Annotated in this window: 23 protein-coding genes and 3 pseudogenes; 12 read left to right on the top strand and 14 right to left on the bottom strand. The window is 35.5% G+C overall.

Annotated elements, in window-relative coordinates:
* Position 1 precedes the first annotated feature (1 nt).
* On the top strand, positions 2 to 442 hold the full coding sequence (locus tag IPK91_03355; GenBank protein MBK8296323.1) for a hypothetical protein: 441 nt from the start codon (positions 2 to 4) through the stop codon (positions 440 to 442).
* Positions 432 to 967 (top strand): annotated as a pseudogene (msrB, locus tag IPK91_03350) (peptide-methionine (R)-S-oxide reductase MsrB). The gene IPK91_03355 and the pseudogene msrB overlap by 11 nt, the downstream one beginning before the upstream one ends.
* Positions 968 to 977: 10 nt before the next feature.
* Here the strand turns inward: msrB and IPK91_03345 are convergent.
* A complete protein-coding gene (locus tag IPK91_03345; GenBank protein MBK8296322.1) occupies positions 978 to 2,234 on the bottom strand; it encodes an alpha-hydroxy-acid oxidizing protein in 1,257 nt (418 codons plus the stop codon).
* A 10-nt stretch (positions 2,235 to 2,244) separates the two neighbouring features.
* On the bottom strand, positions 2,245 to 3,531 hold the full coding sequence (locus IPK91_03340; protein ID MBK8296321.1) for a tyrosine--tRNA ligase: 1,287 nt from the start codon (positions 3,529 to 3,531) through the stop codon (positions 2,245 to 2,247).
* A 75-nt stretch (positions 3,532 to 3,606) separates the two neighbouring features.
* Between IPK91_03340 and IPK91_03335 the strand changes: the two genes are divergently transcribed.
* Complete coding sequence (locus IPK91_03335; protein ID MBK8296320.1) at positions 3,607 to 4,851, top strand: ABC transporter permease; 1,245 nt, start codon at positions 3,607 to 3,609, stop codon at positions 4,849 to 4,851.
* Positions 4,852 to 5,034: 183 nt separating this feature from the next.
* Positions 5,035 to 5,988, top strand: a complete 954-nt coding sequence (locus IPK91_03330; protein ID MBK8296319.1) for a magnesium transporter CorA family protein — start codon at positions 5,035 to 5,037, stop codon at positions 5,986 to 5,988.
* Positions 5,989 to 6,041: 53 nt separating this feature from the next.
* Here IPK91_03330 and IPK91_03325 read toward each other — a convergent pair whose 3' ends face one another.
* Positions 6,042 to 6,659: a deoxynucleoside kinase gene (locus IPK91_03325; GenBank protein MBK8296318.1), complete on the bottom strand. Its 618-nt coding sequence runs from the start codon at positions 6,657 to 6,659 to the stop codon at positions 6,042 to 6,044.
* Positions 6,660 to 6,921: 262 nt separating this feature from the next.
* Between IPK91_03325 and IPK91_03320 the strand changes: the two genes are divergently transcribed.
* Together IPK91_03320 and IPK91_03315 are read left to right on the top strand one after the other, a co-directional pair.
* Positions 6,922 to 7,602 (top strand): ABC transporter ATP-binding protein, encoded by a 681-nt coding sequence (locus IPK91_03320; GenBank protein ID MBK8296317.1) that lies wholly within the window; start codon positions 6,922 to 6,924, stop codon positions 7,600 to 7,602.
* Complete coding sequence (locus tag IPK91_03315) at positions 7,599 to 8,144, top strand: cob(I)yrinic acid a,c-diamide adenosyltransferase (protein ID MBK8296316.1); 546 nt, start codon at positions 7,599 to 7,601, stop codon at positions 8,142 to 8,144. The genes IPK91_03320 and IPK91_03315 overlap by 4 nt, the downstream gene beginning before the upstream one ends.
* 45 nt (positions 8,145 to 8,189) lie before the next feature.
* On the opposite strand, the pseudogene IPK91_03310 reads toward IPK91_03315, so the two are convergent.
* The 5 genes and pseudogenes from IPK91_03310 to IPK91_03290 all read right to left on the bottom strand — a co-directional run bounded on the left by IPK91_03310 (position 8,190) and on the right by IPK91_03290 (position 13,376).
* Positions 8,190 to 8,992, bottom strand: a pseudogene (locus IPK91_03310) (MBL fold metallo-hydrolase).
* A complete protein-coding gene (locus IPK91_03305) occupies positions 8,989 to 9,504 on the bottom strand; it encodes a 6,7-dimethyl-8-ribityllumazine synthase (protein ID MBK8296315.1) in 516 nt (171 codons plus the stop codon). Before IPK91_03305 ends, IPK91_03310 begins: the two are co-directional and overlap by 4 nt.
* Positions 9,505 to 9,514: 10 nt before the next feature.
* Complete coding sequence (locus IPK91_03300; GenBank protein ID MBK8296314.1) at positions 9,515 to 10,225, bottom strand: tetratricopeptide repeat protein; 711 nt, start codon at positions 10,223 to 10,225, stop codon at positions 9,515 to 9,517.
* Between the two features lie 80 nt (positions 10,226 to 10,305).
* Positions 10,306 to 11,342, bottom strand: a pseudogene (gene pdhA, locus IPK91_03295) (pyruvate dehydrogenase (acetyl-transferring) E1 component subunit alpha).
* Between the two features lie 27 nt (positions 11,343 to 11,369).
* A complete protein-coding gene (locus IPK91_03290; GenBank protein ID MBK8296313.1) occupies positions 11,370 to 13,376 on the bottom strand; it encodes a S9 family peptidase in 2,007 nt (668 codons plus the stop codon).
* A 136-nt stretch (positions 13,377 to 13,512) separates the two neighbouring features.
* Here IPK91_03290 and IPK91_03285 point away from each other — a divergent pair, with 136 nt between their 5' ends.
* From IPK91_03285 to IPK91_03275, 3 genes are all read left to right on the top strand, one after another.
* Positions 13,513 to 14,607: a DNA replication/repair protein RecF gene (locus IPK91_03285; protein MBK8296312.1), complete on the top strand. Its 1,095-nt coding sequence runs from the start codon at positions 13,513 to 13,515 to the stop codon at positions 14,605 to 14,607.
* A gap of 1 nt (position 14,608) precedes the next feature.
* Positions 14,609 to 14,893, top strand: coding sequence for a DUF721 domain-containing protein (locus IPK91_03280; GenBank protein MBK8296311.1), 285 nt, complete (start codon positions 14,609 to 14,611; stop codon positions 14,891 to 14,893).
* 260 nt (positions 14,894 to 15,153) lie between these two features.
* Positions 15,154 to 15,987, top strand: a complete 834-nt coding sequence (locus IPK91_03275) for a DUF2911 domain-containing protein (GenBank protein ID MBK8296310.1) — start codon at positions 15,154 to 15,156, stop codon at positions 15,985 to 15,987.
* A gap of 39 nt (positions 15,988 to 16,026) precedes the next feature.
* On the opposite strand, the gene IPK91_03270 is transcribed toward IPK91_03275, so the two are convergent.
* Together IPK91_03270 and IPK91_03265 are read right to left on the bottom strand one after the other, a co-directional pair.
* A complete protein-coding gene (locus IPK91_03270; protein MBK8296309.1) occupies positions 16,027 to 17,703 on the bottom strand; it encodes a sodium:solute symporter in 1,677 nt (558 codons plus the stop codon).
* A gap of 115 nt (positions 17,704 to 17,818) precedes the next feature.
* Entirely contained in the window at positions 17,819 to 20,332 is a 2,514-nt protein-coding gene (locus tag IPK91_03265) for a PIG-L family deacetylase (GenBank protein ID MBK8296308.1), read from the bottom strand.
* Positions 20,333 to 20,439: 107 nt separating this feature from the next.
* Between IPK91_03265 and IPK91_03260 the strand changes: the two genes are divergently transcribed.
* Complete coding sequence (locus tag IPK91_03260; protein MBK8296307.1) at positions 20,440 to 21,513, top strand: bifunctional 3-deoxy-7-phosphoheptulonate synthase/chorismate mutase type II; 1,074 nt, start codon at positions 20,440 to 20,442, stop codon at positions 21,511 to 21,513.
* 95 nt (positions 21,514 to 21,608) lie between these two features.
* On the opposite strand, the gene IPK91_03255 is transcribed toward IPK91_03260, so the two are convergent.
* A complete protein-coding gene (locus tag IPK91_03255; GenBank protein ID MBK8296306.1) occupies positions 21,609 to 22,451 on the bottom strand; it encodes a cupin-like domain-containing protein in 843 nt (280 codons plus the stop codon).
* A 198-nt stretch (positions 22,452 to 22,649) separates the two neighbouring features.
* On the opposite strand from IPK91_03255, the gene IPK91_03250 reads away from it, so the two are divergent.
* Positions 22,650 to 23,816 carry a phosphoribosylformylglycinamidine cyclo-ligase gene (locus tag IPK91_03250; GenBank protein ID MBK8296305.1) on the top strand — a complete coding sequence of 389 codons (1,167 nt, stop codon included), beginning with the start codon at positions 22,650 to 22,652 and terminating at the stop codon, positions 23,814 to 23,816.
* Positions 23,817 to 23,821: 5 nt separating this feature from the next.
* On the top strand, positions 23,822 to 24,115 hold the full coding sequence (locus IPK91_03245; protein MBK8296304.1) for a FecR/PupR family sigma factor regulator: 294 nt from the start codon (positions 23,822 to 23,824) through the stop codon (positions 24,113 to 24,115).
* Here the strand turns inward: IPK91_03245 and purB are convergent.
* From purB to IPK91_03230, 3 genes are read right to left on the bottom strand one after another with little or no spacing between them, the layout of a single operon-like run.
* Positions 24,107 to 25,450: an adenylosuccinate lyase gene (gene purB, locus IPK91_03240; GenBank protein MBK8296303.1), complete on the bottom strand. Its 1,344-nt coding sequence runs from the start codon at positions 25,448 to 25,450 to the stop codon at positions 24,107 to 24,109. The two genes, IPK91_03245 and purB, sit on opposite strands and share 9 nt — an antisense overlap.
* Before the next feature lie 10 nt (positions 25,451 to 25,460).
* Complete coding sequence (locus tag IPK91_03235) at positions 25,461 to 26,159, bottom strand: TIGR02206 family membrane protein (protein MBK8296302.1); 699 nt, start codon at positions 26,157 to 26,159, stop codon at positions 25,461 to 25,463.
* Positions 26,160 to 26,170: 11 nt separating this feature from the next.
* Complete coding sequence (locus tag IPK91_03230) at positions 26,171 to 26,758, bottom strand: tRNA-(ms[2]io[6]A)-hydroxylase (protein ID MBK8296301.1); 588 nt, start codon at positions 26,756 to 26,758, stop codon at positions 26,171 to 26,173.
* Positions 26,759 to 26,957 lie beyond the last annotated feature (199 nt).

Raw genomic sequence — 26,957 nt, 5'->3', positions numbered from 1 at the left:
AATGGAAAATTCCATTTTTAAGCAATACATTAAACCAGGGTATCAAGCGCTATTAATAATAGCCTTATATGGATTTATCTTATTAATATTAAAATTTTTAGATCTGATCGAATACAGAAAATTTGTTGTTCGATTTTGTTGGCTTTTTGGAACAGCATTTCTATTGTTTTATATAATTATAAACAGCATTTTTAGTTTTACGGCTGCAGATAAAATGACTTATTTCAGAAATTCAATTTTTACTTATGTAGCCTGTTTATTTGTTGTAGTAGGATTGAATACCCTGATTTCCGGGAAGGTTGTCTACGAAGTTGATACCTATTCATGGATCCTTTTAGTATTTAGCATGGTGTATATTGTATTTATTACAATTATTAATCTGCTTCGTAAAATTGTTGAGATGGCCGTTAATCAAAATAAAAAGATTGAGGATGAAAATTAATTTTCTTTATTTATTGATATTCTTTGTTTCACAACAGGTGGCTTGTCAACAAAATCATAAAAACCAGAGGTCAACACAGAATTTACAAAAAGATAATATGGAGGTTCAGATCCCTTCAGAAATTGTACCTGTTATATTTTCTGAAGAAGTATGGAAGCAAAAATTAACGCCTCAAGCCTATCATGTATTGCGCGAGAAAGGAACAGAAAGAGCGTTTACTGGAATGTATTGGGACAATCATGCCAAAGGAATTTATGTTTGCAATGCATGCGGCTTACCATTATTTGAATCTGATCAAAAATTTGAATCGGGAACAGGATGGCCAAGTTTTTAAAACCAATTCAAAATAAACTGGTGTCTGAAATACAAGACAATGAACATGGAATGTCGAGAATCGAAGTTGTTTGTTCACGTTGTAAAGGTCATTTAGGTCATGTGTTTGATGACGGACCCCAACCAACTGGTTTGCGGTATTGCATGAATTCTGTTTCTTTAAATTTTATTCCAAATGGTGTTATAAAATAATTCTTTTGAATCAATCTGTTAATAAATCAGAAGTGATCGTTTCAATTGATTTGCAACCACATAAACTCATAGTAATCATTAATTCAGAAGCAAGGTTTTGGACCAAAGTTTCGACTCCAACATGACCTTTTAATGCGAGGGCATATACGTAGGGACGCCCAATTCCAATAGCTTTTGCACCCAAAGCCAATGCAATGAAGATATCCGTGCCACTGCGGATTCCACTATCAAATAAAAGTGGATACGAGGAAGGAAGTATTTTTTTTATTTGACGCAGAGCATCCAAGCTTGAAAATACCTGGTCAATTTGGCGCCCACCGTGATTCGATACAATGATCCCATCAATTCCACTGTCCAATGCCTTTCGAGCATCTTCTTCGTGTAAGATCCCTTTTAATACAATTGGTAATTTTGTAATGGTGCGTAACCACGTGATATCATCCCATGATAAATCTGGATTTGAATACAAGTCAAAAAAACATCGAATCGCTTTTACGGAATTACCGGTTTTAAGATTGTTCAATAGGGTATCGGGATAGGATTTTAAAATTTCTAATGTATCGAAGAATCCAGGTCGGTTACTCACTGATTTTGTTGGAGTATTGTGTTTATTGGAATTCATTAATTTATTAAATACAGGATCTGACGTGTATTGTGCTAAGCCTTTGCCGTATATAAAAGGAAGGTATGCATTTTCTAAATCCATCACCCTCCAACCGATGGTGGTTGTATCTAATGTAAGAACCAAGGCAGTACACCCATTTTGTTCAGCTCTGGAAACTAAACTTTCAACAAGTTCTCTTGATTTGCTAAAGTATAACTGAAACCATTTATTCGAAGTGCCTAACAGCGAACTGCAAGTTTCCATGGATTTTGATGCCTGATTGGAGTAAATCATGGTGAGTCCTGTATTTTTAGCGGCTATGGCCAATTCCAAATCTGCATTTAAATGCGCAAGCTCAAGAACTCCAATAGGTGAAAAGTAAAAAGGTAGCGGAAAACGATTATTAAAAATCTGAGTTTCTAAAGAAGGATTTTCACATCCTTGAAGCATGTGAGGTTTAATTCGATAGCGTTTAAATGATTCCCGATTATTGGTAACTCCCTGATTCGTTCCGGCTCCTGTAAAAATATAATCAAAAGCGTTCTTGCTGAGTTTTTTAGAAGCTTCCAATTGTAATAATTCAAAGGAAACAGGTATGCAAGGTTTAGTTCCAGCCAGGCGGTTGCTAAATATTATTTTTAACCAATCTCGTCCCAGCTCCATGGATTTGGAATTATTGAATTTCTATTAAAAACTTGTTCTTTTTTCCATTATCAACTATAATGTATTTGCCGTGAATTAAATCTGTTTCTAAAAGATCGGCATCCACATCCGTTATTTTTCTCTTATTAATCCCAATTGCATTTCCTTGTATCGCTCTTCGAGCTTCTGACTTTGAATTCAGGATGCTTGTATGTTCTGACAATAAACTAATTACATTTTTGTTTTCATTAAATTGTCCCCGAGTAAGACTAAAATTTGGAAGTTCATCTTTCAGCTGTTTATAGGTTTCAGATTCTAGCGAATAAAGAAAATCCGTAGTACAATCTTTGTTAAATAACAATTCTGAAACTTCCATGGCTCCCTGAAATGCTTTTTTGCCATGTACTCTCAAGGTGATTTCTTCAGCTAATATTTTTTTTAATGAACGCAGGTCAGAAGCATGCTCCAGTTCTAAAGCTTCAATTTCTACTTGCGATTTTAAGCTAAAATAGCGAAATAGTTTACTTAAATCCGAATCGTCAGAATTTATCCAGAATTGATAAAATTTATAAGGACTAGTCAATGCTGGATCTAAAAAAATATTCCCTGATTCTGTTTTTCCAAATTTTTTACCGTCTGATTTTGTTAAAAGGGGCGTTGTCACAGCATAAGCTTTGGAATTAGCGATTACTTTTCCGATATATTCTGTTCCTGCGGTAATATTTCCCCATTGATCAGAACCACCCATTTGTATACGGCAATCATGTAATTGATACAGACAATAAAAATCATATGCCTGCAAAAGCTGGTAAGAAAATTCGGTATAAGAAATGCCAGTTTCGAGTCTTTTCTTAACAGATTCTTTAGAGAGCATGTAATTTATTGTTGTGTGTTTGCCAACATCCCGCAAGAATTCCAACACATTCATGTCTTTATAAAAATCGAAGTTATTGACTAAGATTGCTTTATTTGGACCTTCATCAAAATTGAGTAACTGTTTTAGCTGCTTTACTTGAAACTGAATGTTATCATCCAACTCTTGATAGGATTTTAATTCACGTTCTTTATCCTTTCCAGACGGGTCGCCAATGCGACCGGTTGCTCCGCCCATGACAACTACATGTCTATGGCCGGCTCGTTGCAAGAAACTTAATAGCATAATTTGAACATAATTTCCTAATCCCAGAGATTTAGCGGTAGGATCAAATCCAATATATGCTGTACGGATTCCACCTTCCAGGTATTCTTCCAGTCCTGGAGTATAATCCTGCAACATAGAACGCCATCTTAACTCGTCTAAAAATCCATTTTTTTGCATACTCAAATTAAACATTGTAAGTTTGCAAAATTACAAGAAATAAGTGGATAATGGTAAACGACTTATCCAACCATCATGAATTTAAGTGCATATATTTCAAGAAAAACCTTTCTAAGTTTTAGGAAGTCCTTTACAAGGAGTATTATTCGTATTTCTATCATAGCCACTGCACTGAGTTTAAGCGTAATGATTATTTCACAGAGTGTTTACAATGGTTTTCAAAAAGAAATTGCTCAAAAAGTATTTGGTTTTTGGGGACATATTCACATTACAGACATTCAATCAAAACGTAGTATTGAGCCAATTACTATAAATCTTACGGATACCTTATTGGATAGTTTAGAGACATTAAAACTACCAGGTTCTTCAGAAGTACCTATTCGGCATTTACAACGATTCTTGGTTTTTCCTTCAATTGTGGGCTCAAAAGCAGAATTTGAAGGATTGTTTATTAAAGGAATTGGATCAGATTTTGACTGGAATTTTTTCCAAGATTTTTTAAAAAAGGGTAGAATACTTGATACTTCTAACACAAATTGGGTACGTGAACTATTGATTTCAGAGGAAACTGCGAATCGCATCAATGTGGATACAGGTCAATTTGTGATTTTAAATTTTATTGTTGAAAATGAACGCCTCAAACGAAAATTAAAAGTTGTTGGAATCTATAATACAGGTTTGGGAGAATACGATCGTAAATTTGCATTAGTTGATATAAAAATGCTTCAGGAATTAATTCACAAAGGTCCCATGGAAGTTACCGGCCTGGAGTTATTTTGCAAAGATATTAATCAGGCAGAATCAGTAAATCATTATATATATGAAAACATGTTACCGATAAATTGGTATTCAGAAACGATCAGAGAAAAACATCCATATATATTTGAATGGTTGGCTTTGCAAAATACCAATAAGCAGTTTATACTTTTTTTGATTTTAGCAGTTTGTTTGATTAATATGGCGACTACCGTAATGATATTAATCCTGGAGCGAACGCATATGATCGGTGTTTTAACTGTTTTAGGTATGAGTCGATGGGAACAACGGAAGATCTTTTTAAGATATGCAGCTCGAATTTTAGCCTGGAGTATTTTGCTCGGCAATATTATAGGATATGGATTGTGCTTCATTCAGAAAAAGTATCAATTGATTCATTTAAGTGAAAGTGATTATTATCTGTCTTACGCTCCGGTTGATTTAAGTGTTTTTCCCATTATTATTTTGAATTTGATATTTTTTGTAGTTATACTTTTAAGTATGATCATTCCAAGTTTAATTATACAATCCATACGGCCTGTCCAGGCATTGAAGTTTCGTTAAAAGGGAAAATTAGCTATATGTAACTATCAGGAATTTAAACCAATAGGTATTCATGAATTTTGTTGTTTGGAAATAGGTAAATTGCTTAGCTTAAAGTATCAAAATATTAATTGTTTGATGTAATTTAGCAACTGAAAATTTCCATTTTAAAAATGCGTTGCAATTTAAGCGAACAAACAAGCGATGATCCGTTACTATGCAGTTTCTCAAAATATCTGTGGGGAAGTTTTCGAATTAGAACAGTCCTCTTGGATTAATTTATCTCCTCCATTTGCTCATGGTGAATTGGATGAATTTGCATCAAAACTTGGCATCGAATCCGACTTTTTGACTGACCCTCTTGATATTGAAGAGCGGGCCCGATATGAGAAATACGATGAAGCCCGAAGTATCATATTCAATACACCGGTTATAAATGAATCAGACAAGGAAAATGACCCGATTTTTATTACAGTTCCAATGGGTATTATTCTTTGTCAGGGAAAACTCATCACAATTTCAAGTGTAGAAAATCCGGTTCTTGAGAAATTTTTTGACAATAAAGTGAAAAATTTTAATCCTCGAAACGAAACTTTGTTCATACTTCAAATATTTGAACAAACAGTCCGGTTGTTTTTGGAATATTTGAAAAAATTGAATATGAGACGCAATCTCATTGAACAAGAGCTTTATCATTCAAGCCGGAGTGCAGAATTGCAAAGTTTGTTGCGAATTGAAAAAAGTCTGGTTTATTTTGTGAATTCGCTCAGTGCCAATGAACTCTTGAAGTTAAAGATGAAGCGGACTGATTTTATTGCGGTTAAAGGAAATGAAGACTTAAGCGAATTATTTGAGGACATCATTGTCGATAATAATCAAGCCAGGGAGGTTGCGCAATTATATACCAACATTTTAAACGGAACCATGGAGGCATATGCTTCTATCATTTCAAATAACCTTAATAAATTCATTAATCGCCTTACTGTTATTACGGTAATTTTAATGGTGCCAACATTGGTAGCCAGTTTTTTTGGGATGAACGTACCTATGCCAATGAATTTGGGGAACTCATGGGTTTCATTTTATTTAGTAATTGTTTTTTCTTTAGGCTTTAGTATGTTGCTCATTTGGTTCTTTAAACGAAAAGATGTGTTATAGGAAGGATTATTGCATGTTCTTTTAATATTTTAGCTAGAATATAAAATGCAATATTAAAATAAACCATAAATCTGAGAACTCACATCCGATATTATCTTGCCTAAATGCTCTGGATTATTAATAAAATCCAATTCATCCGTATTTACAACAATCACCGGACTTTGATTAAATTCAGAAATCCATTGTTCGTATCGTTGATTTAACTTTTTTAAATAGTCCAAACTCATATTGCCTTCGTAGTCCCTGCCTCTTAATTGAATATGATTTACTAATGTAGGAATTGAAGCCTTTAAATAAATCAATAGATCAGGTGCTTTAATTGTACTCATCATGATTTGAAACAGTGAAAAATAATTTTCAAAATCTCGCTTGGACATCAGACCCATTTCATGAAGATTAGGAGCAAAAATATGAGCATCTTCATAAATAGTTCGGTCTTGAATTACCGTTTTAGACCCTTTCTGAATTTCAACAATTTGTTGGAACCGGCTATTTAAAAAATAGACCTGTAGATTAAATGCCCACCTTGGCATGTCATAATAAAAATCACTGAGATACGGGTTGATGCTCGTGTCCTCATATAAAACATCCCAGGAAAACTGCTTTGATAGCAATTCACAAAGAGTTGTTTTTCCAGCGCCAATATTACCAGCAATTGCAATGTGTTTCATAGAAACAATTTGAATCTGCAAATTAGGCTTTTTATGCAAAATTTTAATGGATTAAGGAATAAAGAAGTCGTTTAAAACAAAGGCCATTCATCGTTAAAAACAAGCAATTAGTACAGGTTTTATAGCCGAATTTCTATTTGAAATGGATTTGTCGTGGGAAAGTGCCAATTTTGTTGGGTACAACAGATCTTGTGAACATAAAGCACGTTCAAACTGAAATATTTACTTTTACAGCTAATTGTGGCAAAATATGTCGAATAATATAATAGAACTCCATGATCTTAGAAAAACCTATTTTATGGGTGACGAACAAATTGATGCAATCAAGAAGATTCAATTGAACATTGCTAAAAATGAGTATTTGGCATTGATGGGACCTTCAGGGAGTGGTAAATCTACTTTGATGAATTTAATTGGTTGCCTGGATAGTCCGACAGAGGGCAGTTATTTGTTAAACAATCAATTAGTCAGTGAACTTTCCGATAATGAGTTGGCTGAAATTAGAAATAAGGAAATAGGCTTTGTTTTTCAAACCTTTAACCTGTTGCCTAGAATGACTGCCTTGGATAATGTGGCCATGCCCTTAATTTATGCTGGGATGAATAAGGAGGAACGACAAGAAATAGCTATGGATAAATTGCGACAAGTTGGCTTGGGGGACCGGGTAATGCATAAACCCAATGAACTTTCAGGAGGGCAGAGGCAACGAGTTGCAATTGCTCGTGCTTTGGTTAATAATCCGGCAATTATCTTGGCGGATGAACCAACTGGAAATTTGGATTCAAAAACAAGTGAAGAGATTATGGCAATGCTAGATCTAATTCATAAAAATGGCAATACAATTATCTTAGTAACCCATGAAAATGATATTGCAAAATTTGCACATCGCATTGTAAAATTAAGAGATGGAATGATTGAGTCTGATCAAATGAATGTCAAATGAAAATTTATACTAAAACGGGTGACCAAGGCACTACATCGTTATTTGGAGGTCGCCGAATAGCTAAAGATGATCTTCGTATTGAAGCTTATGGAACTATTGATGAAGTAAATTCTGCTCTGGGATTATTAAATAATTTTATAAAAGAGGCTTATTTAAAAGATCGCATGTTGGAAATCCAATCGTATTTGTTTGTAATTGGTTCAAATTTGGCGGCTGATCCTGATAATAATTTGGTTAAAGTACCTGCTCTCGAAGAATCTAAAACGAAGTTACTAGAAAGCTGGATTGATGAAATGGAAAAAGAATTAAAACCCCTTCAGTTTTTTGTTCTGCCCGGAGGATGTCAGGCCAGTTCACACGCTCATACGTGTCGTACCATTTGTCGCAGAGCTGAACGCAGAGTGATATCCCTGGCCCAATTGGAATCGGTCAACTCGGAAATTATTATTTATTTAAATAGGTTATCGGATTATTTGTTTGTTTTATCAAGATATCTCAATCACCTATGTGGAATTGAGGAAACATATTGGAAACCTAGTTGATGCTATAATTGAATGATACGATCCATGACAATGCGATTTCGTTCATCATATTTTTACTGTAACGGCCGGAGCAATTGGATCATGCTCCAGAATCAATATGTGATTGTGATCAACAGCTTGTCTTAATAAAAATTTTTTTCTTGTAAAGATACAAGAGGCCGAACATCATAGGCCATAATGTAAGGCATGCCAATATGAAAAGAAGACGGCAATAAATCAGCACAATAAACATATTTTTGATCATTCCATTCCATCTCTAGCGTCATCATAGCTTCTGTATGACCATAACTAAAACGAATTACGATGCCTGGTAACCATTCCAGATACGTTTTATCGGATTCTATAAATTTAATTTTGGACTGTTGTTGCAGTGGAATGAAGTTTTCTTTTAGAAAGGAAGCTCGTTCGCGTTCATTTGGATTTATTGCCCAGTCCCAATGACGTTCGTTTGACCAATAGACTGCATTTGGAAAGGTCGGAAACAGATTGCCATCGGAATCTTTGCTAACAGCACCCCCACAATGATCAAAATGCAAATGGGTTAAAAAAACGTCTGTGATATCTTCTGGCATGATTGAATCCTGTGCCAAAACATTTACTAGATCGGTGTTGCCATGAGGTTGAAAAAAAGATCTGAATTTGTCATCTTGTTTCGTTCCCATTCCGCAATCAACCAAAATTCGCTTATTTTCCATTTCTATCAATAAACACCGGAGAGACCAGGTACAGAAGTTTTGTTCGTCAGGTGGATTAAGTTTTGACCATAAAGATTTTGGCACAACGCCAAACATAGCCCCGCCATCCAATTTAAAATATCCTGTATGAACGGTTTTGATAGATTGAATCATGTTTTTTTAGATTGAACTGCAGTATTTAAACTTCGTTGTAAACTTAGCATTTTAATAGCAGCCAAAATAGACTCCGTTCCTTTGTTACCCAATATTCCTCCAGCTCGTTCATTTGCTTGTTGCATTGAATTGACTGTTAAAACACCCAGAATAACCGGTTTATCAAATCGAAGGTTTAATTGCATGATACCATCCGTAATTGCATGTGCAATGAATTCATCATGTTGAGTTTCGCCTTTAATAATGCAGCCGAGACAAATAAGGGCATCCGGCATTTTAGTGTTTAAAAGCCATTGCGCTGCTAAAGGCAATTCAAATGAACCTGGAACTCTTTCTAAGTAAATCGCACTTGCAGGCACTTGGCAACTTTGCAACGTTTCCAAAGCAGCTTGCACTAATTGATCTGTAATGGTAGGATTCCATAGGGATGCAACAATCCCATAGCTAAATTCTTTAGCTAGTTCTAGTTCGGAGCTTGTCAAATTTGATAAGCTGGGTAAATTTCCAGCCATAATTATTGGATTATTCCATGGGAATAATGTATTTGTCTATATTATTTCCGTCTGGAGATTCAGCGTACTTTTCTTTGATTTCTTTATATGCTTTTAATGCACCTTCCTTATCACCTAATTTTTCTTTCAAAAGGCCAATTTTTTTAAGATTTACAGGAGTAAGAAATTCGTTTTCCTCACTTGCTGCTTTTTGGTAATATTTTAATGCAGTTTCAAAATCATTCAATTCTGCATAAACATCACCCAAAGCTCCATTTTTCAAAATAGGCATTAAATCTCCGGAAGCCTTATAACTTTCTAGATACGATTTAGCTTCTTCGTATTTATGCAGATTTAAACAACAAATTGCAGCATAATACTTTGCTAGGTTTCCAGCAGCTGTAGATGAATAGGTTTCAGACAATTCAGCAAATCCGGCAAAGCCACCTCCAGGATTGTTGAGGGCCATCTCAAAAGAATCTTTTTCAAATAAAAATTCAGCCTGGTACATTTGCTCCATAGCCTCAATGTTTTTTGGTTCCTGATACATATACGTATAACCCAGCCAACCACCAATTAGTACAATGAGCCCAATCAAAATGCCTAAAATGGTCATTTTATGCTTCTCATAAAAATCTTCGGCCTGATGTTTAACTTGTCCAATATCAATCAAAGTTTCATCCTGCGATTGTGCAGATCTAACATTTTTCGGGGTCACACCGGTACGATAACCTTTTGCCATATATTGTATTTAATAAAAAACTCCGCAAAACTAATACAAGGAGTTCAAATTGGATTAAATATTACTAAAGTGCATGTTAACTAGTCACGAATAAAAGGGTAGTCTGATTCGACATAATTATCATCATATAAACTGGAAGGGCTTGGAAAATCTGAGTTTTCAGCAAATTCAACGGCTGCATCGATTTCAAGTTTAATTTGTTCGTTTAATTGATCTAATTCAGCCTGATCTGCAATTTTATTTGTTAAAATTCTTGCTTCCGTTACGATTAGGGGATCGATGGCCTTGTATTGTTCAACTTCTTCTTTTGACCGGTAATTTCCAGGATCTGAAACGGAATGACCCCTGTAGCGATATGTTTTGATCTCAAGGAAATAGGGTCCTTTGCCACTTCTAATGTGTTGAGCAGCTTGCCGATGCCTAAATGGACAGCTTCAGGACTCATGCCATCAATTGATTCTGATGGCATGTCAAATGCTCGGCCTATTTTATATAAATCGGACACATTGCTGGTGCGTTCAACGGATGTGCCCATTGCATAGCCATTGTTTTCAACAATATAGAGAATAGGAAGATTCCAACTCATTGCCATATTAAATGATTCGTAAAGCGCTCCTTGACGGGCAGCGCCATCTCCAAACATGGTTACGCAAATATTGGTGCTTCCTTTATATTTTTCAGCAAAGGCTATTCCCGTACCAATTGGAATTTGTGCACCAACGATCCCGTTGCCGCCAAAAAAGCGATGTTGTCTTGAAAAGAAATGCATAGATCCTCCTTTCCCTTTAACAACCCCGGTTTCTTTGCCAAAAAGTTCGGCCATGCATAATTTTGTTGGGATTCCTCTTGAAATGGCATTTCCATGTTGGCGATAGGCTGTAACCAAGGCATCCTCTTTATTTATTGCGGTAATCATTCCAGCTGCAATCGCTTCCTGACCTATGTATACATGGCAAAAACCTCTAATTTTTTGCTGTGAGTACATCATCAGCGTGCGTTCTTCGAATCGTCTGATGCGAAGCATGGTTTCATACCAAAGCATCCAGGTCTCTTTTGTGAATTCACCGGAAACTTTGTTAGCTATTTTATTCTTAGTCGGACTTAAAACCTCGGGCATATGATAAATTTAAGCAAAAATAATGCTTTAAAGGGTCTCTTTCAGCCATCTGTAAAATTCGTGTTGCCAGACCAGACCATTCTGAACTTTCAGAATGTGATGTCCTTCGTCTGGAATGTAAAGTAGCCTGGCTTTGAGATCGTGCATTCGCGCAGCCGTAAATGCTTCAAATGCTTGTGTATCAGGGATTCTATAATCCTTTCCACCTTGAATTATTAAAATCGGTGCATTCCAGTTATTAACCAATTTATGAGGTGAATATTTATCGTAGGATTTAGATTTTTTCTTGGCCCAGGATGGTCCTTTCAAATCATAATTTGCAAACCATAATTCTTCGGTACTGCTATACCAGGATTCTAAATTATAAGTTCCACAGTGTGAAATGAAGGTTTTAAAGCGATTTTTATGAATTCCAGCCAACATAAATACGGAATAGCCTCCAAAACTGGCCCCAACAGCACCGCGTCTGTTTTTATCGATGTATGGGGATTCAGACACCTGATCAATAGCAGCAAGATAATCTTTCATGCATTGGCCTCCCCAGTCGCCTGAAATTTGTTCATTCCAGGCAGAACCCCAACCCGGCATACCCCGGCGATTTGGAGCAACGATGATATAACCATTTGAAGCCATCAATTGAAAGTTCCATCGAAATGAATAAAATTGGCTTAGCGCTGATTGAGGACCTCCCTGACAATACAATAAGGTTGGATATTTTTTGGTTGAATCAAAATCTGGTGGTAAAATAAGCCAGGTTAACATTTGTTTTCCATCCGTTGTCTTAATCCATTTCTTCTGGACAATTGGCATTTTCAGCTTCTCATAAATAGCCGTATTAATATGTGTCAATTGAGTGGCATTGCCTGATACAATATCAATTGCAAAAAGTTCTGCAGCATGATTCATATCTGTGCGGTGGCAATAAAGCGTCTGATTGTGAATTCCAATAAGATTGCTATAATCATGTTCTGTGTTAGTTATTTTTTTGAATTGAACCGCTTGTTCCTGATTTTCAGGGATGCTCATTGAGAAAAGCTGGACGGTACCTCGATAGGGTACTGATGCATAAACAAACTTAGAATCTTTGGACCATAAAAATTGGTTAACTGTTTCATCCCAATTGTTTGTTAGCTTTTGTTTGATTTTTGATTTAAGATCAAGAATAATTATATCATTTTTGTCAGACTCATAACCATCTCGTGCCATACTCGTCCATGCTAAATATCTGCCATCAGGAGAAAAAACAGGGTTTTTATCATATCCCAACATGCCTTCACTGACATTGCTGGTTTTACCAGTCGTATTATCGTATAAATAAATATCAGAATTGGTGCTGACTGCATATTCTTTTCCCATTTTCTTTACAGACACATAGGCAAGAAATTTACTATCTACACTCCAGCAATAGTCCTCTACACCGCCATCTGGCAGGGTAGGTGCATCGTACGGTTCCTTAAACAGGATATCTTTTTCCGTTTGAACGCCATCTGGTGATATGCGACCAATAAAAACATGATTAGAATAGCCGTCTTCCCAAACATTCCAGTGCCTAAACATAAGATCATCATAAATCAAAGCACTTGATTTTTGTAAGTCAGGATATAAGTCAGGCTTTGGGGTGTTGACTTTTACCAATCGTGAAAATGCCAACCATTGGCCGTTGGGTGAGGGAAGTAGGTTTGAATACTCCAAATCGCGGGAACTAAGTGATTTTTGAAGTAATTGATGATAGACCTGTCCGTCTTTTGAATAAATTAAATTACCTCCACTGTCAAAACAAGCATTTCCGGCATACGAATCCGCTTCAGAAATTTTTTCAGTACTTCCTGTACTGATTTCTAATGAGTAAAGCTGGGTATTTCCTTTGTTTTTTTGAACATCATAATTCGTGACAGTGTAGTAGAGTTTTTTACCATCTTTAGACAAAGCTTCTCCGTTGACCCGGCCAAGGGACCATAGGATTTCCGGGGTTAAAAGGTTTTGGGCTGCAAGATTGGCTGATAGTAAGCAGAAAATAAATAAGAAGATGCGCATTTTAGTATTGAATTAGGACCCAAAATTAAAGCCTCAACTCGAATTCAGAAGTTTCTTCTTTTAAAGAACCTGTAAATTCTCTGGACAGCGATAGCTTTGCTCTTCAAATCCATTCACCAATTAACAGTTAATCCGATTGATATTTCAACAAATTAAGCTTGCGCATTTTAAGAATTTTCAAGATGTTACGGTCAATTTAGGTCCGGGCTTTCATTTTGTTACTGGAAATAATGGTGCCGGTAAAACCAATTTATTGGATGCCATTTATTATTTCTGCATGGTACGTAGTTTTAGAAAAACGAAAGATGTCGATCTGATAAACCACCAGGCAGATTATTTTAGAATTGAAGCCAGTATTTCCGATTTACGAACAAATCATTCGCTTTGCATCAAATTTAAACATGGAATATTAAAGGAAGTGATCTGGGATGAAACAAAGGATGAACGGATGGCATCGCATTTAGGTCGATTGCCCGTTGTATTGATTGCTCCAGATGAAATTTATCAGTTTATTCATGAAGGGGAAGAGCGCAGAAAATTTATTAACCAGACACTCATTCAAATTGATTCAACTTATTTTGAAAATTTAAATACCTATACCCGGTTGTTAAAACAACGAAATGCAGCGCTTAAGTTAATGAAAAAGCAAGGAAAGTTGGATTCTAAACTTTTAGATACCTATGATTTCAAGATGGATTCGCCCGGGATAGCCATTGCAAATAAACGAGCAGAATTTATATCAAATCTTAAGATAGCGTTAAACGAGTACAGTATTAGAATTAGTGGAAAAGATGAACAACTGGATCTCAAGTATCATACTACCGTTGATTCGAATTATTCTGAAACACTTTTAAAATCCAGAACCTTGGATTTTTATACTGGAGGCACCAATTACGGTATCCATAAGGACAAATTGGAATGCCTGATGAATGGCCGGTCCCTTTCTCATGAAGGTTCTCAAGGCCAAATCAAAACATTTGTTTTGTCAATGAAATTGGCACAATTTGATTTTCTAAGAGCACAAAGTCTGAAAATGCCTGTGGTTCTTTTAGATGACATTTTTGCTAAATTGGATGCGGTAAGAGTTCAGAAATTGTTAGTTTTGTTGGAATCTGAAAACATTGAACAATGTTTTATAACGGACACCCATATAGATCGTGTCAAGGAATTAGCAAAAACCTTGACTTCAAAAACGGCTTTTTATGAAATAATTCAAAATCAATTTACTTGACATGCGTGATCACGAGTCAAAATTAAAGGACCTGTTAAAGAATTTTTCTGAGCAGGGTCATTTAAAAGGGAAACTTTTAAATAAACGAATCGAAATTATTTGGAAAGAGCGTTACCAAAGCATTGCAGTTTATACCACTAAAGTTCAATTTAAAGATGGACAGCTTGCGGTATGGGTGAGTTCAGCTCCATTGCGCTATGAGTTAAATCTAAAAAAAGTACAAATAATACTTCAGCTCAATGAAGCGTTAAAAGAAAATCTGATTGTCCGTTTAGACATCAGATAAGGTTTATTGTTCTTGCTCTGAAATATTCATTTGCAATAAAAACCAGCTAAATAAAAAACAAAGAACACATGTTGTTGCGATTACCATTTTCTTATTTTTTGAGTTTCCTTAATCAGTTTTTGGAATTAATACAGGACCTTTATCGGTGCCGTATTAATAAGGGCAAATATATAACATATTATTAATATTTGTAATATATTTTTTAGCCTATTTTTTGCATCCATTTAGAAATATTTCTGTTATAAATAAAAACTATCCATATGAAAAAACTGCTTATTTTATTGTTAATTGGTTCATTTGCAAATGGTTATGCGCAAGTTTCAACTCCTGCGCCCAGTCCCCTTTGTAAGATTGAACAGAAAATCGGGCTTGCAACCGTATCCGTAGAATATTCCCGTCCAAGTAAAAAGAACCGAATTGTTTTCGGGGATTTAGTCCCTTATGGTAAAACCTGGCGTACAGGCGCAAACGCATGTACTAAAATTACATTTAGCGATGATTTAGAGGTGCAAGGGGTAAAAGTATCAAAAGGTAGTTATGCGCTTTTATCAATTCCTGGAGAAGAATCCTGGGAAGTTATCCTATACAATGACATCACGGTTTCTGGAGTTCCAGATCCTTATGATGTTTCAAAAGAAGTTGCTCGTGTAAAAGTTACGCCTGAATTGATTCCCTATACAGTAGAATCGTTTACAATTGGTTTTGATGAACTTCGCAATGAGAGCGCAACTTTGATGATCATTTGGGAAACCAGTCTGGTTCCAGTGAAATTGAGATTTGACACAGATACAAAAGTCATGAAAAACATTGAAAAAGTCATGGCAGGTCCTTCCAGCAATGATTATTATCAGGCAGCCAGATATTATTTTGAAAACAATAAGGATTTAAACATGTCCTTAAAATGGATACAGGTTGCCAATCAATTAGATCCTCAGTTTTGGAAATTGCGTGTAGAGTCTTTAATTCTTGCAAAATTAGGCCGTAAGGCAGAAGCCATTGAAGTTGCACAGAAATCGAAAGCAAAAGCAATTGAGGCAAAAAATGATGAGTATGTTAAAATGAATGACGATTCAATAAAAGAATGGAGTAACTAATATTTTTAAAAATTAAAATACTGTAAGCCTGGATTTGTATTATGAATCCGGGCTACTTTTTTTAGTCAAATCCAAATTTATCCATTGAAAGATTGATGCAAGCAGCATAACGGTTAAACAGGCAATCACATTATACCATAAAAATCCCAATTCTGAAAATTTAAATAAAATCAATGTAAGGCTTTGCGCAATTAATGCTGCATAAAAAACTGCTCCGCCTTTTATTCTTTTTAAGTAAAATCCTGTTAAAAATATTCCAAGAACGGTTCCATAAAATAAGGAACCAATGATGTTAATAAATTGAATTAAATTTTCAAATAAATTTGCATACAGGGCAAACGCAATGGCAACCAAACCCCAAAAAAGTGCAAAACATTTTGACCAGAATATGGGCCTGTTCCGTAAATCACTAAATGGAAATAACCTTAATGCAATATCAACAATTGTAGTTCCGGAAAGAGCATTTATTTCAGCTGATATAGATGACATGGCGGCACATAAAATTACCGCAATCATTAAGCCAATAAAGCCTTTTGGTAAATAGTGTAAGATGTAATAAAGGAACACGTAGTCGCGATCATTTGCTTCCTGGTTTGGCAAATTGGTTTTTACATAATTTCGGACTTCTGTTTGAAGTGTTTTTCGATCTTGATTGAGAACATATAATTGTTGTTTTAAACTTTGGTTGGACTGATTGAAATTTGCTTGTCCGGAAATCCTGTGAATTGAATCATTAAATGTTTGCCATCTTACGTATTGATCTTTATGGTTTGTTGTTAATTCGTGGAGCACTTTTTCATTAAAATGTACGGGTGTTTTTTGAAACTGAAAAACGGCAAATAATAAGACGCCACACAATAGGATGAATATTTGCATTGGGATTTTCAATATGCCATTCATAATCAATCCCATTCTGCTTTCCTGTATGTTTTTTCCACTGATATATCTTTGTACTTGCGACTGGTCGGTTCCAAAATAGGCAAGAGCCAGAAAAAAACCTCCCGCAATGCCAGCCCAAAAATTATAACGATTATTGTATTCCAGTTTAAAGCTCAAGGCATTGGTTCTGCCTTCCCAACTCGCTATTTCAAGTGCATCATAAAAGTTAACGGAAGATGGCAATGAATAGATCATATAAAAAAATATAAAAAGCATGCCAATCAAAATAACTGCCAACTGTTGCAATTGGGTTTGTGTGACTGCTTTCGCACCACCGGAAACAGTATAAAGAATAACCAATAAACCGGAAATAATATGTGTCCATTGCAAATTCCAATCAAACAATGCCGATAAAATAATGCTAGGTGCATAAAGTGTTATTCCAGCAGCCAAACCACGTTGAATAAGAAAAATAATTGCAGCAAACGTTCGTGTTTTTAAATCAAACCGGTTTTCAAGGTATTCGTATGCTGTAAATACTTTGAGCTGATAAAACTTTGGTATAAAAGTGATGCAAATAACAATCATTGCCAGAGGAAGGCCAAAATAGAATTGCACAAATTGCATCCCATCAGAAAATCCCTGGCCCGTTGTAGAAATAAAAGTAATGGCACTGGCTTGAGTAGCCATGACCGCGAAACCAACCTTCCACCAATTCGTATCTTGATTGCCTAATAAATAATCGCTTAAATCTGCCTGCTTTTTTGATTTGTAAATGCCATATATTACAATAAAGCCAATACTGCCAATCAAAACCAACCAATCAATCCAACTCATTAATTTGTATCAGATTTTAAAATGCTTACTAAAAATTCCCAACATTATTATGTAAAATGCAAGCATAACAAGTACTAGAATGTATAGTTTTTTCCAGTTTGGTTCTTTGGACATATCACTCAAAACTGACTAAATTCGAGAAAATTCTATATGCTCCGGGCACACCGGCTTTTAGTTGTCTGAACCATGCCAATGAGCTGTATACAAAGTATCCTTTACCAACTTTTTTAACTAAGATTCCTGATCGAAGTTCTTTTTCATTTGGATCAGACATTGACAGCAATTCATCGTAAGCAGTACTGTATTTTCCAGGAAAATATAAACCGCGCTCTTGAACCCAATTGTCAAAATCGTCTGAATTGATTTTATTAAATTGATTGAATATTGCATGATTTGGATTCAGAATTCGCACCTGAGCATATTCATCGGTAACACGATCTCTGGAAATGCCAAGCGTATCAGGTGCAAAATCGTCGGTTATTAATTCAGCGGTCGTATTGTATTGAAAAATCACTTTTCCACCTTGATTCATGTAACGAATTAAATCGTTTTTACAGGTTTTTAAATCAAGATTTGTATTTAACGCACGGATACCGAAAATTAAAACATTGTATTGATCAACCCGAAGCTCTTTTAGCATTGATGGACTAATTTTTGTTACAGGATAATGCATTTTTTCTAATGCTTCATCGATAAAATCACCGGCACCCTCAATATATGCAATTCGTTTTTTCTTATTGATGACAATGGGTTTATTGATCAACTTTACAGTAGCTGGCAATAAAATATTCTGCCAGGGAATGTGAGGGTATTTTATAATTTCATGAGTAAATGAAACGGCATTGTTAATCAAAATGGGAATTTCAACAAGGTCTTTGCATTTAGTATCCAATTCAACTATAAATTCAAATTCTTTTTCATCTCCATTTTTTTCCAATTGAAATTGATGAGACCAGGGATTAGCGTTTATACAATTTGGTATCTTTAAACTTAATGAACCGTTTTGATTGTCGGCATATGCCTTTGCTTTAAGTTTTATGATTGCGCGGTTGTTTTCCGGCATGAGGAGATAATCAGCTGATTTTATGCAGATTCCTGGTAAAATATCTAAATTCTGCCGCACTTCGCCTAAAACCGGATCGTCATTCTTGTAGATAATATCACGATTTACTTGATATGTTTTGTTTGAAATTTCTACATAAAAGCTGGCTGTTAAATTGCGCTTTGTAAGCGGACGATTGTAATTTTCCAGAGCATCGACTTTGTAATAGCCACTGTGTCTTCCATTCCACAACCAAAATGGACTGGTTATGCCAATAGAATTAGAAACAACACATCGAGTCTTCCAGGTCAAAGCTTGATTGGGTGACAACTGAAATTGTATCAAGCTATCTTTTAAACCATTAGAAATTCTAAATTTAACGATGCGGCTCTCTATCGGATTCCGAACAATGCATTCGGCATTAATGGATAAGGTGTCGCCCAATGTTGTAATATTTTTATCCGTCGTTGCTTCAGCATAAAAACCGGCACAATCAAGGATCAAACCAATCACTTCCTGTAATTTTAATTTTGTCCAATAGTTTTCAGGTAAATCTTCAATATATGTTTGTATTTTTTGGAGTCGTGGAATGCTCAACCAAGGTTTTTGGATGTTATAGTCAAGAATCAACGAATCAATTTGCTGTTTTACATTGCCACCTCCATTAATGCGCGTCCAGCTTAAATCAAGGCCATCAAAGGGGTTTGAATAGGATTTATCTTTCTGTTGGTCTAATCGTTCGAAGTACTCAAGTTGACTGCCACGGCTACTGTTTATACCAAATCCTTGCGATTTATGCATGCTTCTGCTTTGTGCAGCAATTTCATTGTTTGAATATCCATAGGCAGGTAAATACGAGCCGACATCCAAATGGTATAAATTAGATTTATCCATGGCATCGAATTTTTCTTTTCCTCCAAAGAAAAACCAGGAGGTATTAAAGTAAGTCCGGGAAACAATGTGCATCTCAGTTCCTTTCAAAGCATCCATTTTAAATAGTGGGCTATTTGCATATTTGGCTGCTTCCAAACCTAAAATTGCTGAAGCTGTATGATGGCCATGCGTTTTGCCGCTACTTCTGTGATCAAAACGATTGATAATAACGTCAGGTTTAAATTCACGGATTACACGAATCACATCGCATAATACACTATCATAATTCCAGATAGTAAAAGTTTCCTCTGCATTTTTTGAATAGCCAAAATCATTTGCCCTTGAAAAATATTGGATTCCACCATCAATTTTGCGAGCTTCCAGCAATTCATTGGTACGAATAACCCCTAATTTTTCATCCAATTCAGATCCAATAAGATTTTGTCCGCCATCTCCACGTGTTAGTGAGAGATATGCAGTATTTAATTTCATGTCTTTAGATAAAAAACTTATTAGACGTGTATTTTCATCATCCGGGTGTGCAGCAATGTATAATACAGATCCTAAAACATTTAATTTCTTGATTCCCTCTAAAATCTCTGCACTTGTTTTACATTTTTGAGCAAATGAAATAAATGGCAGGAAAACAACCAAGATCAGCAAGGGACATTTTAAATGACTCATTTTAATGGATTTAGTAAGGATTCTTCTCATAAACGGGTATAATTTTAAGGATCTGGGGTGAATATTATGGAAGCACAAAGATGAGAATATATGAGTTAACCAGCGATCAAAATTCATTTACATTTGTTGTTTTAGGTATGAATATTAACAGTTCGAATCGTGCAGATAAGGAAGTTTCTAAATTATTAATTTTAGGACCCTGCAGTGCGGAGTCTCCGGAGCAACTTTTACAGTTGGGTAAAGATTTATTGGAGTTTAAACCTGATTACGTTCGTGCAGGAATTTGGAAACCACGCACCCGGCCGGGACATTTTCAGGGATTTGGCGAACAAGCCATTGATTGGATGCTTGAACTTAAAAAAACATATGGATTTAAGATTTGTACTGAAGTAGCCACACCCCATCATGTAGAGCTGGTTTCTAAAGCTGGATTTGATGCAGTATGGATTGGTGCACGCACTACGGTTAATCCATTTTATGTCCAAGAAATTGCTGAAGCCCTTAAAGGCAGCACCATGACTGTATTCGTAAAGAATCCAATCAATCCAGATCTTTTTTTATGGTTAGGTGCAATCGAACGAATTCAAGAAGCGGGAATCAAATCAGTTGCTGCAATCCATAGGGGTTTTAGTTTCTACGGAAATTCGGTTTACAGGAACATTCCTCGTTGGCAAATTCCAATAGAGTTAAAACGGCGTCTTCCAGATTTGCGGCTTTTGGCGGATATTTCCCATATAAGCGGAAAGCCTGACAATTTGTTGGAAATTGCTCAAATTGCAATGGATTTGAATTATGATGGATTGATGGTTGAAATTCATCCGAATCCTTCCATTGCTTTAAGTGATTCAGACCAACAGGTGACTCCAGCTTTTTTCAAAAAGGAGATCGCCTCTAAATTAATTCTAAGATCCGTCCAATCCACTGATTCAAAATTCAATCAGAATATTAAATCAATTCGAAGTGAAATTGATTTAATTGATGAAAAAATTTTAGTCTTACTTTCTGAGCGAATGGCATTGGCGGAACATATAGGTCTAAATAAAAAAGAAATTAATATATCCATTTTTCAACCGGATCGGTGGGATGAGATTGTAGAGCGGTTTCTGTTATTTGGTAAAACGATGAACCTAAGTGAAGAATTTATTTTTTCATTAATTGAAGCCATCCATATCGAATCAATTCAACATCAAAGTATAAAAATGAATAAATAAAAAATCCTCTCCATTTGGAAAGGATTCTCAATTTGGTTTTAACAGATACTAATAGGTTTCGTTGTAATTATACTTTCAAAATGCATGCCAAGCTTTTAGGCAAGATGTGCATTTCGTTTTGCCATTTTGATTTTCATATCCATCCATCTGCTTCCCAATATCATATTCATCCCACGGTCTATTGCGAAATGTCGGGCAATATTGTAAATCCCTTTTGCTTTTAAACCGATTGAATTGGAAGCCCGTAATGATAAGGAAAAGCCGCCGTCTGTATATTCAATATGATGCCAATACATACTAGGTATAAAGAGGGTTTCACCATGTTCAAGGATGGTTTCATATCCTATTAATTGTTTAATTCCGGGATATTTTTCCTCATCAAGTTCAATGGGATTGACTAAACAAGCAACCGTATATGGAATGTGGTATAAATATTTAGATTGATCCTGATCAAAAAGCAATACGCGTTTCCTGTTTTGAAGTTGTGTAAGAAAAACATGGGAACAATCGATATCATAATGAATTCTGGTATACGAACCCTGGCCACCAAAAAACATAAAGGGGAATTCATTATAAAATCCATTCATAATGTTGGGGATTTTAATATGCTGGGCTAGTTCTGGTGCTTGCTTAAATATATTCCATAAAAATATTCGAAGTTCGGTAGGTTCACGCTGAATAAGATCCAGATAGTCACCAAATTTCATGGTGCCCGTTGAGCTCATATAATTTTTTCCAGCTTTACTAAAACTGCTATCGTAAATAGGTACCTTTAAATGACCGTAATTAGTTTTTAAATATTCAAAAGTCCACAAATCCTTCGCTGGCCAGTCATTAATAAGATCTGTGAATACAACTGGTTTCATTGGATCCAAATAATTCTTTTTAAAGGATTCCCTGTTTAAACCTGAAAGTTTCTCAATAGGGTATAAATTCATACAACGGGGCTTTGTATTAAATTAATTACAAAATTAACATCCATGAGAGTGCTTCGTTCATTTAAAAGAAAGTTTTTAAAATTCCACAAGTGATTAATACGTAAGGTATGGATAATCAAATACATAACAAGATTTTTTTTGTATTTTTTCGAGTTGAATTTGGTTGCGGCTTTAGTTCCTTTTACCTTTGACAACATTATGTCAAAACGCTACCAATCTTTGGGGGTCTCGGCTGGGAAGGAAGATGTCCATCATGCAATCCGGAATTTAGACAAAGGGCTTTTTGAGAGGGCTTTCTGTAAAGTTTTACCTGATTATGTAGGTTCAGACCTGGATTTTGTCAATTTTATTCATGCAGATACTGCAGGTACCAAAACTAGTTTGGCTTATTTAGATTGGAAGGAATCCAACGATTTTAGTGTATGGGAGCGAATTGCACAAGATGCCTTGGTTATGAATTTGGATGACCTGGCTTGCGTCGGATGCTTTGATGATATCATTATTTCATCTACAATTGGTAGAAACAAACACCTCATTCCAGGTAAAGTCATTGAACACATTATATTGGGTACCGAATCGTTTATTGCTAAAATGAAGGATTTTGGAATTCAAATTTATTCAGGTGGAGGAGAGACTGCTGATGTTGGAGATATTGTCAGAACCATCGATGTAGGTATAACTGCTTTTGGAAGATTGCCAAAAAAAGATCTGGTTATTAATCAGATTTCTGACGGAGATTTAATTGTTGGACTTGCATCATTTGGGCAATCAATTTACGAATCCAATTATAATAGTGGAATTGGATCAAACGGCCTAACAGCAGCCAGGCATGATGTTCTCAAAAAAGACTATTCATTGACAGAAGAATCTTATGCTCCACAAACAGAGAAGGACTACATCTATACAGGATCTTATAAATTGTCCGATCAATTTGTTTTCAGCAATACCTCTTACCGGGTAGGGGATTTATTGCTTTCCCCCACAAGAACCTATTTACCACTTTTGCGATCCTTTGTTAAAAATCACAGAGACGCTATTCATGGTATTATACATTGCACAGGAGGCGCTCAAACAAAAGTTAAAAAATTTATCGATCCATTGCGAATTGTAAAAAATAATTTATTCCGGATTCCACCTGTATTTGAATTGATTCGTGCACAATCCCTGTGTAGTCCACAAGAAATGTATGAAGTTTATAATATGGGTCATCGAATGGAGGTTTACAGCAATGCAGCAAGTGCCGAAGCACTCATTAAATTGGCTGCTGAATTTAATATTGAAGCACGAATTATTGGATTTGTCGAAAAAGCAGCTCAGCCGGAAGTACTTATTCAATCAGAATTAGGCGAATTTTTATACAACTGAGTAAAATGGCTATAGAACCAGGAGAAGAACTTTTGTGGAACTATGCAAAAAGCCAGTGTTCAGAAGCAGAAAAAGCATACATCGAAGCTTGGTTGGCAGCTGATCCTGAAAATTTTAAAAAATATCAACGCATTCAATTATATACAAATACGATGAGTCAAAACGAAACAAAACCAACCAATAAGGAGCAACAACAAGAGGAAGAAAAGTCAAGTTATCAGAATTATTTAATGGCTATAATCATCCTATTGATCGTATTTGTATTGTTGGGAATTTATGCAATTTTAAATTCAAAATAATTTGCCGGCATTTCCTGTATAAGCTTCAGGTCTTAATGCTTTCAATTCTGTTTTTATTGAATCCGTTACATCCAATAGATCAATAAAATTGTGCAGATCCTCTTTAGTTAGCTTTTGTTTACCTCTTGTCAAAGTTTTGAGTGCTTCATAAGGATTTTTGTAAGATTCTCTTCTCAAAATGGTTTGGATGGCTTCAGCCAGGATTACCCAATTGTCATTTAATTCCTCTAATAAAATGGATTCATTCAAAACGAGTTTATGGATGCCTTTTTGCAAGGAGTCAATTGCAATATATGTATGAGCAATGGGTACGCCTATATTTCGTAAAACGGTGCTGTCTGTAAGATCTCGTTGCAATCTGGAAACGGGCAGTTTCTCGGCAAGATGGGATGCTAAGGTAGTGGAAACCCCTAAATTACCTTCGGCATTTTCAAAATCAATAGGATTTACCTTATGTGGCATAGCAGAAGATCCTATTTCTCCTTCTATTGTTTTTTGCCCAAAAAATTCCATCGAAATATACATCCAGATATCCCTTGAAAAATCAAGAAGGATTGAATTAATACGAATCAATAGCTGCATCCATTCAGCTAGCTCATCATAATGGGCAATTTGTGTAGTATGCTGTTGGCGCTTTAATTTTAATTGTTCGCTCAAAAACAGATCAGCCCATGCGGCCCAGTCAATTGACGGGAAGGCTGCAACGTGCGCGTTGAAATTTCCAGTAGCGCCACCAAATTTACCAGAATATTCAAATTGAGAAAGTGTATTAATTTGTTTTGCAAGTCGTTCTGAAAAGACCTTTAGTTCTTTGCCAACTGTTGTGGGACTTGCAGCCTGACCATGGGTCCTTGCAAGCATAGGCACGTGTTTCCACGTTTGTGCCATTGCATCCAAACGGTCTTTTAAACCTCTTAATTTTTCCAGGAAAAACCGTTCTGTAAAGTCACGAAGGGACATCGGAATGGCTGTATTGTTGATGTCCTGGGAGGTCAATCCGAAATGAATCAATTCAATTTGTGAAGTAAGACCAAATGATTCACATGCATCTTTAATAAAATACTCAACTGCTTTAACATCATGATTTGTAGTGGTTTCAATTTTCTTAATTTGTGCAGCTTGTTCTAATGTAAAATCTTCGTATAAGGATCTTAGTTGGATGCATTGACCGGGGGTTAATTGATATTTTGAATCAAGCGTTGAACTTAGATGAATGAAATATTCTATTTCAACCAATACCCGATATCGAATCAAAGCAAATTCTGAAAAATACCCAACAAGATCTTTGATTTTGTTTTCATATCGACCATCCAAAGGAGAAATAGCTTGTAGCATTTACAATAATTTAAATTGTTTTGGGTATGAAATATTTTCGACTTAACCAATATATAAATACTATGTGTAAAAACCCAAATACTTCAAAACCTATCAAATGCATAGGATATGGATGTAAAATCAAGGGGTTATTGGCTTTTGGAGCCTCCATTAGATAAATGTAATTGGAATTAAACAACAAGTTGAGACAATAAACCGCAATTAAAACCAGATTTCCAAAGCAAAAAACACGAAGCCAGGAGCGATCTCTAGGTTTCATATTTAATACGATTAGTGCATAAAGTGGCACAAATATGATGGCACTGTGGCTGAAATAATAATCTAAGAAGAAATAGTCCGAATAACCATGTGTTAACTCTGGAGTGATCAAACTCTGTAAGGCTCCTGCAAGCCCTAACATCAAGATAAACTCGAACAAAAAATAATTGGGTTTTATTAATACGATAATCAGTGAAATATAGGAGATATTACATAAATGCAAGGGCAATGAATCTTGAACTGTAAATTGGCCCATTTGAAAGATATAGGCAAATAAATAGACTTCCCTAATTATAAAAATGCCAGCAAGGAAATACCTGTATTTTTCTTCAAATCCATTCTGCTTTGCATACATCCCAGCCCATAAAAGCAAGCCATAAACGATAAGACTAAACAACAATCCCCAAAACCATTGCGTAGATAGGACGGGTACAATGTAATGTTCATGCATTTAAATGGAATTTAATGTAAAGCAGCACGAATTTCTAAATTTCTGATGACTTCAGACTCAATATCAGTCCAACGATCAAGCCATAAATACACGGTGTCTTCCGGAAAGTAATTCAAAGCCATTTTGACATAGATATGTCCATGCTTTGCTTCAGAAGTCCATAGCATTTTGTAAAACTTTTTAAGATCTTCATCTTCAAGTTGTTCGGCAATTAAACGAAAACGCTCAGCACCACGTGTTTCTGCAACGGAAGCGATCAGTAAACGATCTAAAAATCGTTCTTCAAGTCCGGTTCGGGTGTTGCTTAATAATTCGGATATATACGGATCTTTAGCCATTCCGCTCGGCAATTGAATCCCTCTTTGTTGCATGAGATGATAGACCATTTTAAAATGCTCCAATTCTTCAAGGGCTGTTTCAATTAATTCAGGAATTATTTCCGTTCGATTTGGATATTTGGCAACAAAACTAAGAGCCATAGCCGATGCTTTGCGTTCACAATCAGCATGATCGATTAAAAATGAATTAAAATCAGCTAGAACAGCTTCAAGCCAAGGCCTGGGACTAGGATAGCGGATATCTAGATTTAACTTCAAAATTAACTTGCACTAAACATCCAATACATTAACAGCATTAGGATTACTGCAATGACAATTATCACATAAAAAAATTTGCGTTCTCCGTGTGAGTTGCCTGGTTTTGAAGTGCGTTGATGTTTTGACATATTTTTTATGTTGAATCGCTCAAATTTAAATAATCTAATTTAATTCTTAGGATATAATGATTCAATTCATGCTT

It is taken from the genome of Saprospiraceae bacterium (assembly GCA_016712145.1).
Classification (GTDB): domain Bacteria; phylum Bacteroidota; class Bacteroidia; order Chitinophagales; family Saprospiraceae; genus Vicinibacter.
Note: the sequence above shows the minus strand (reverse complement) of the source record. Positions and strands in the feature narration are given on the sequence as shown.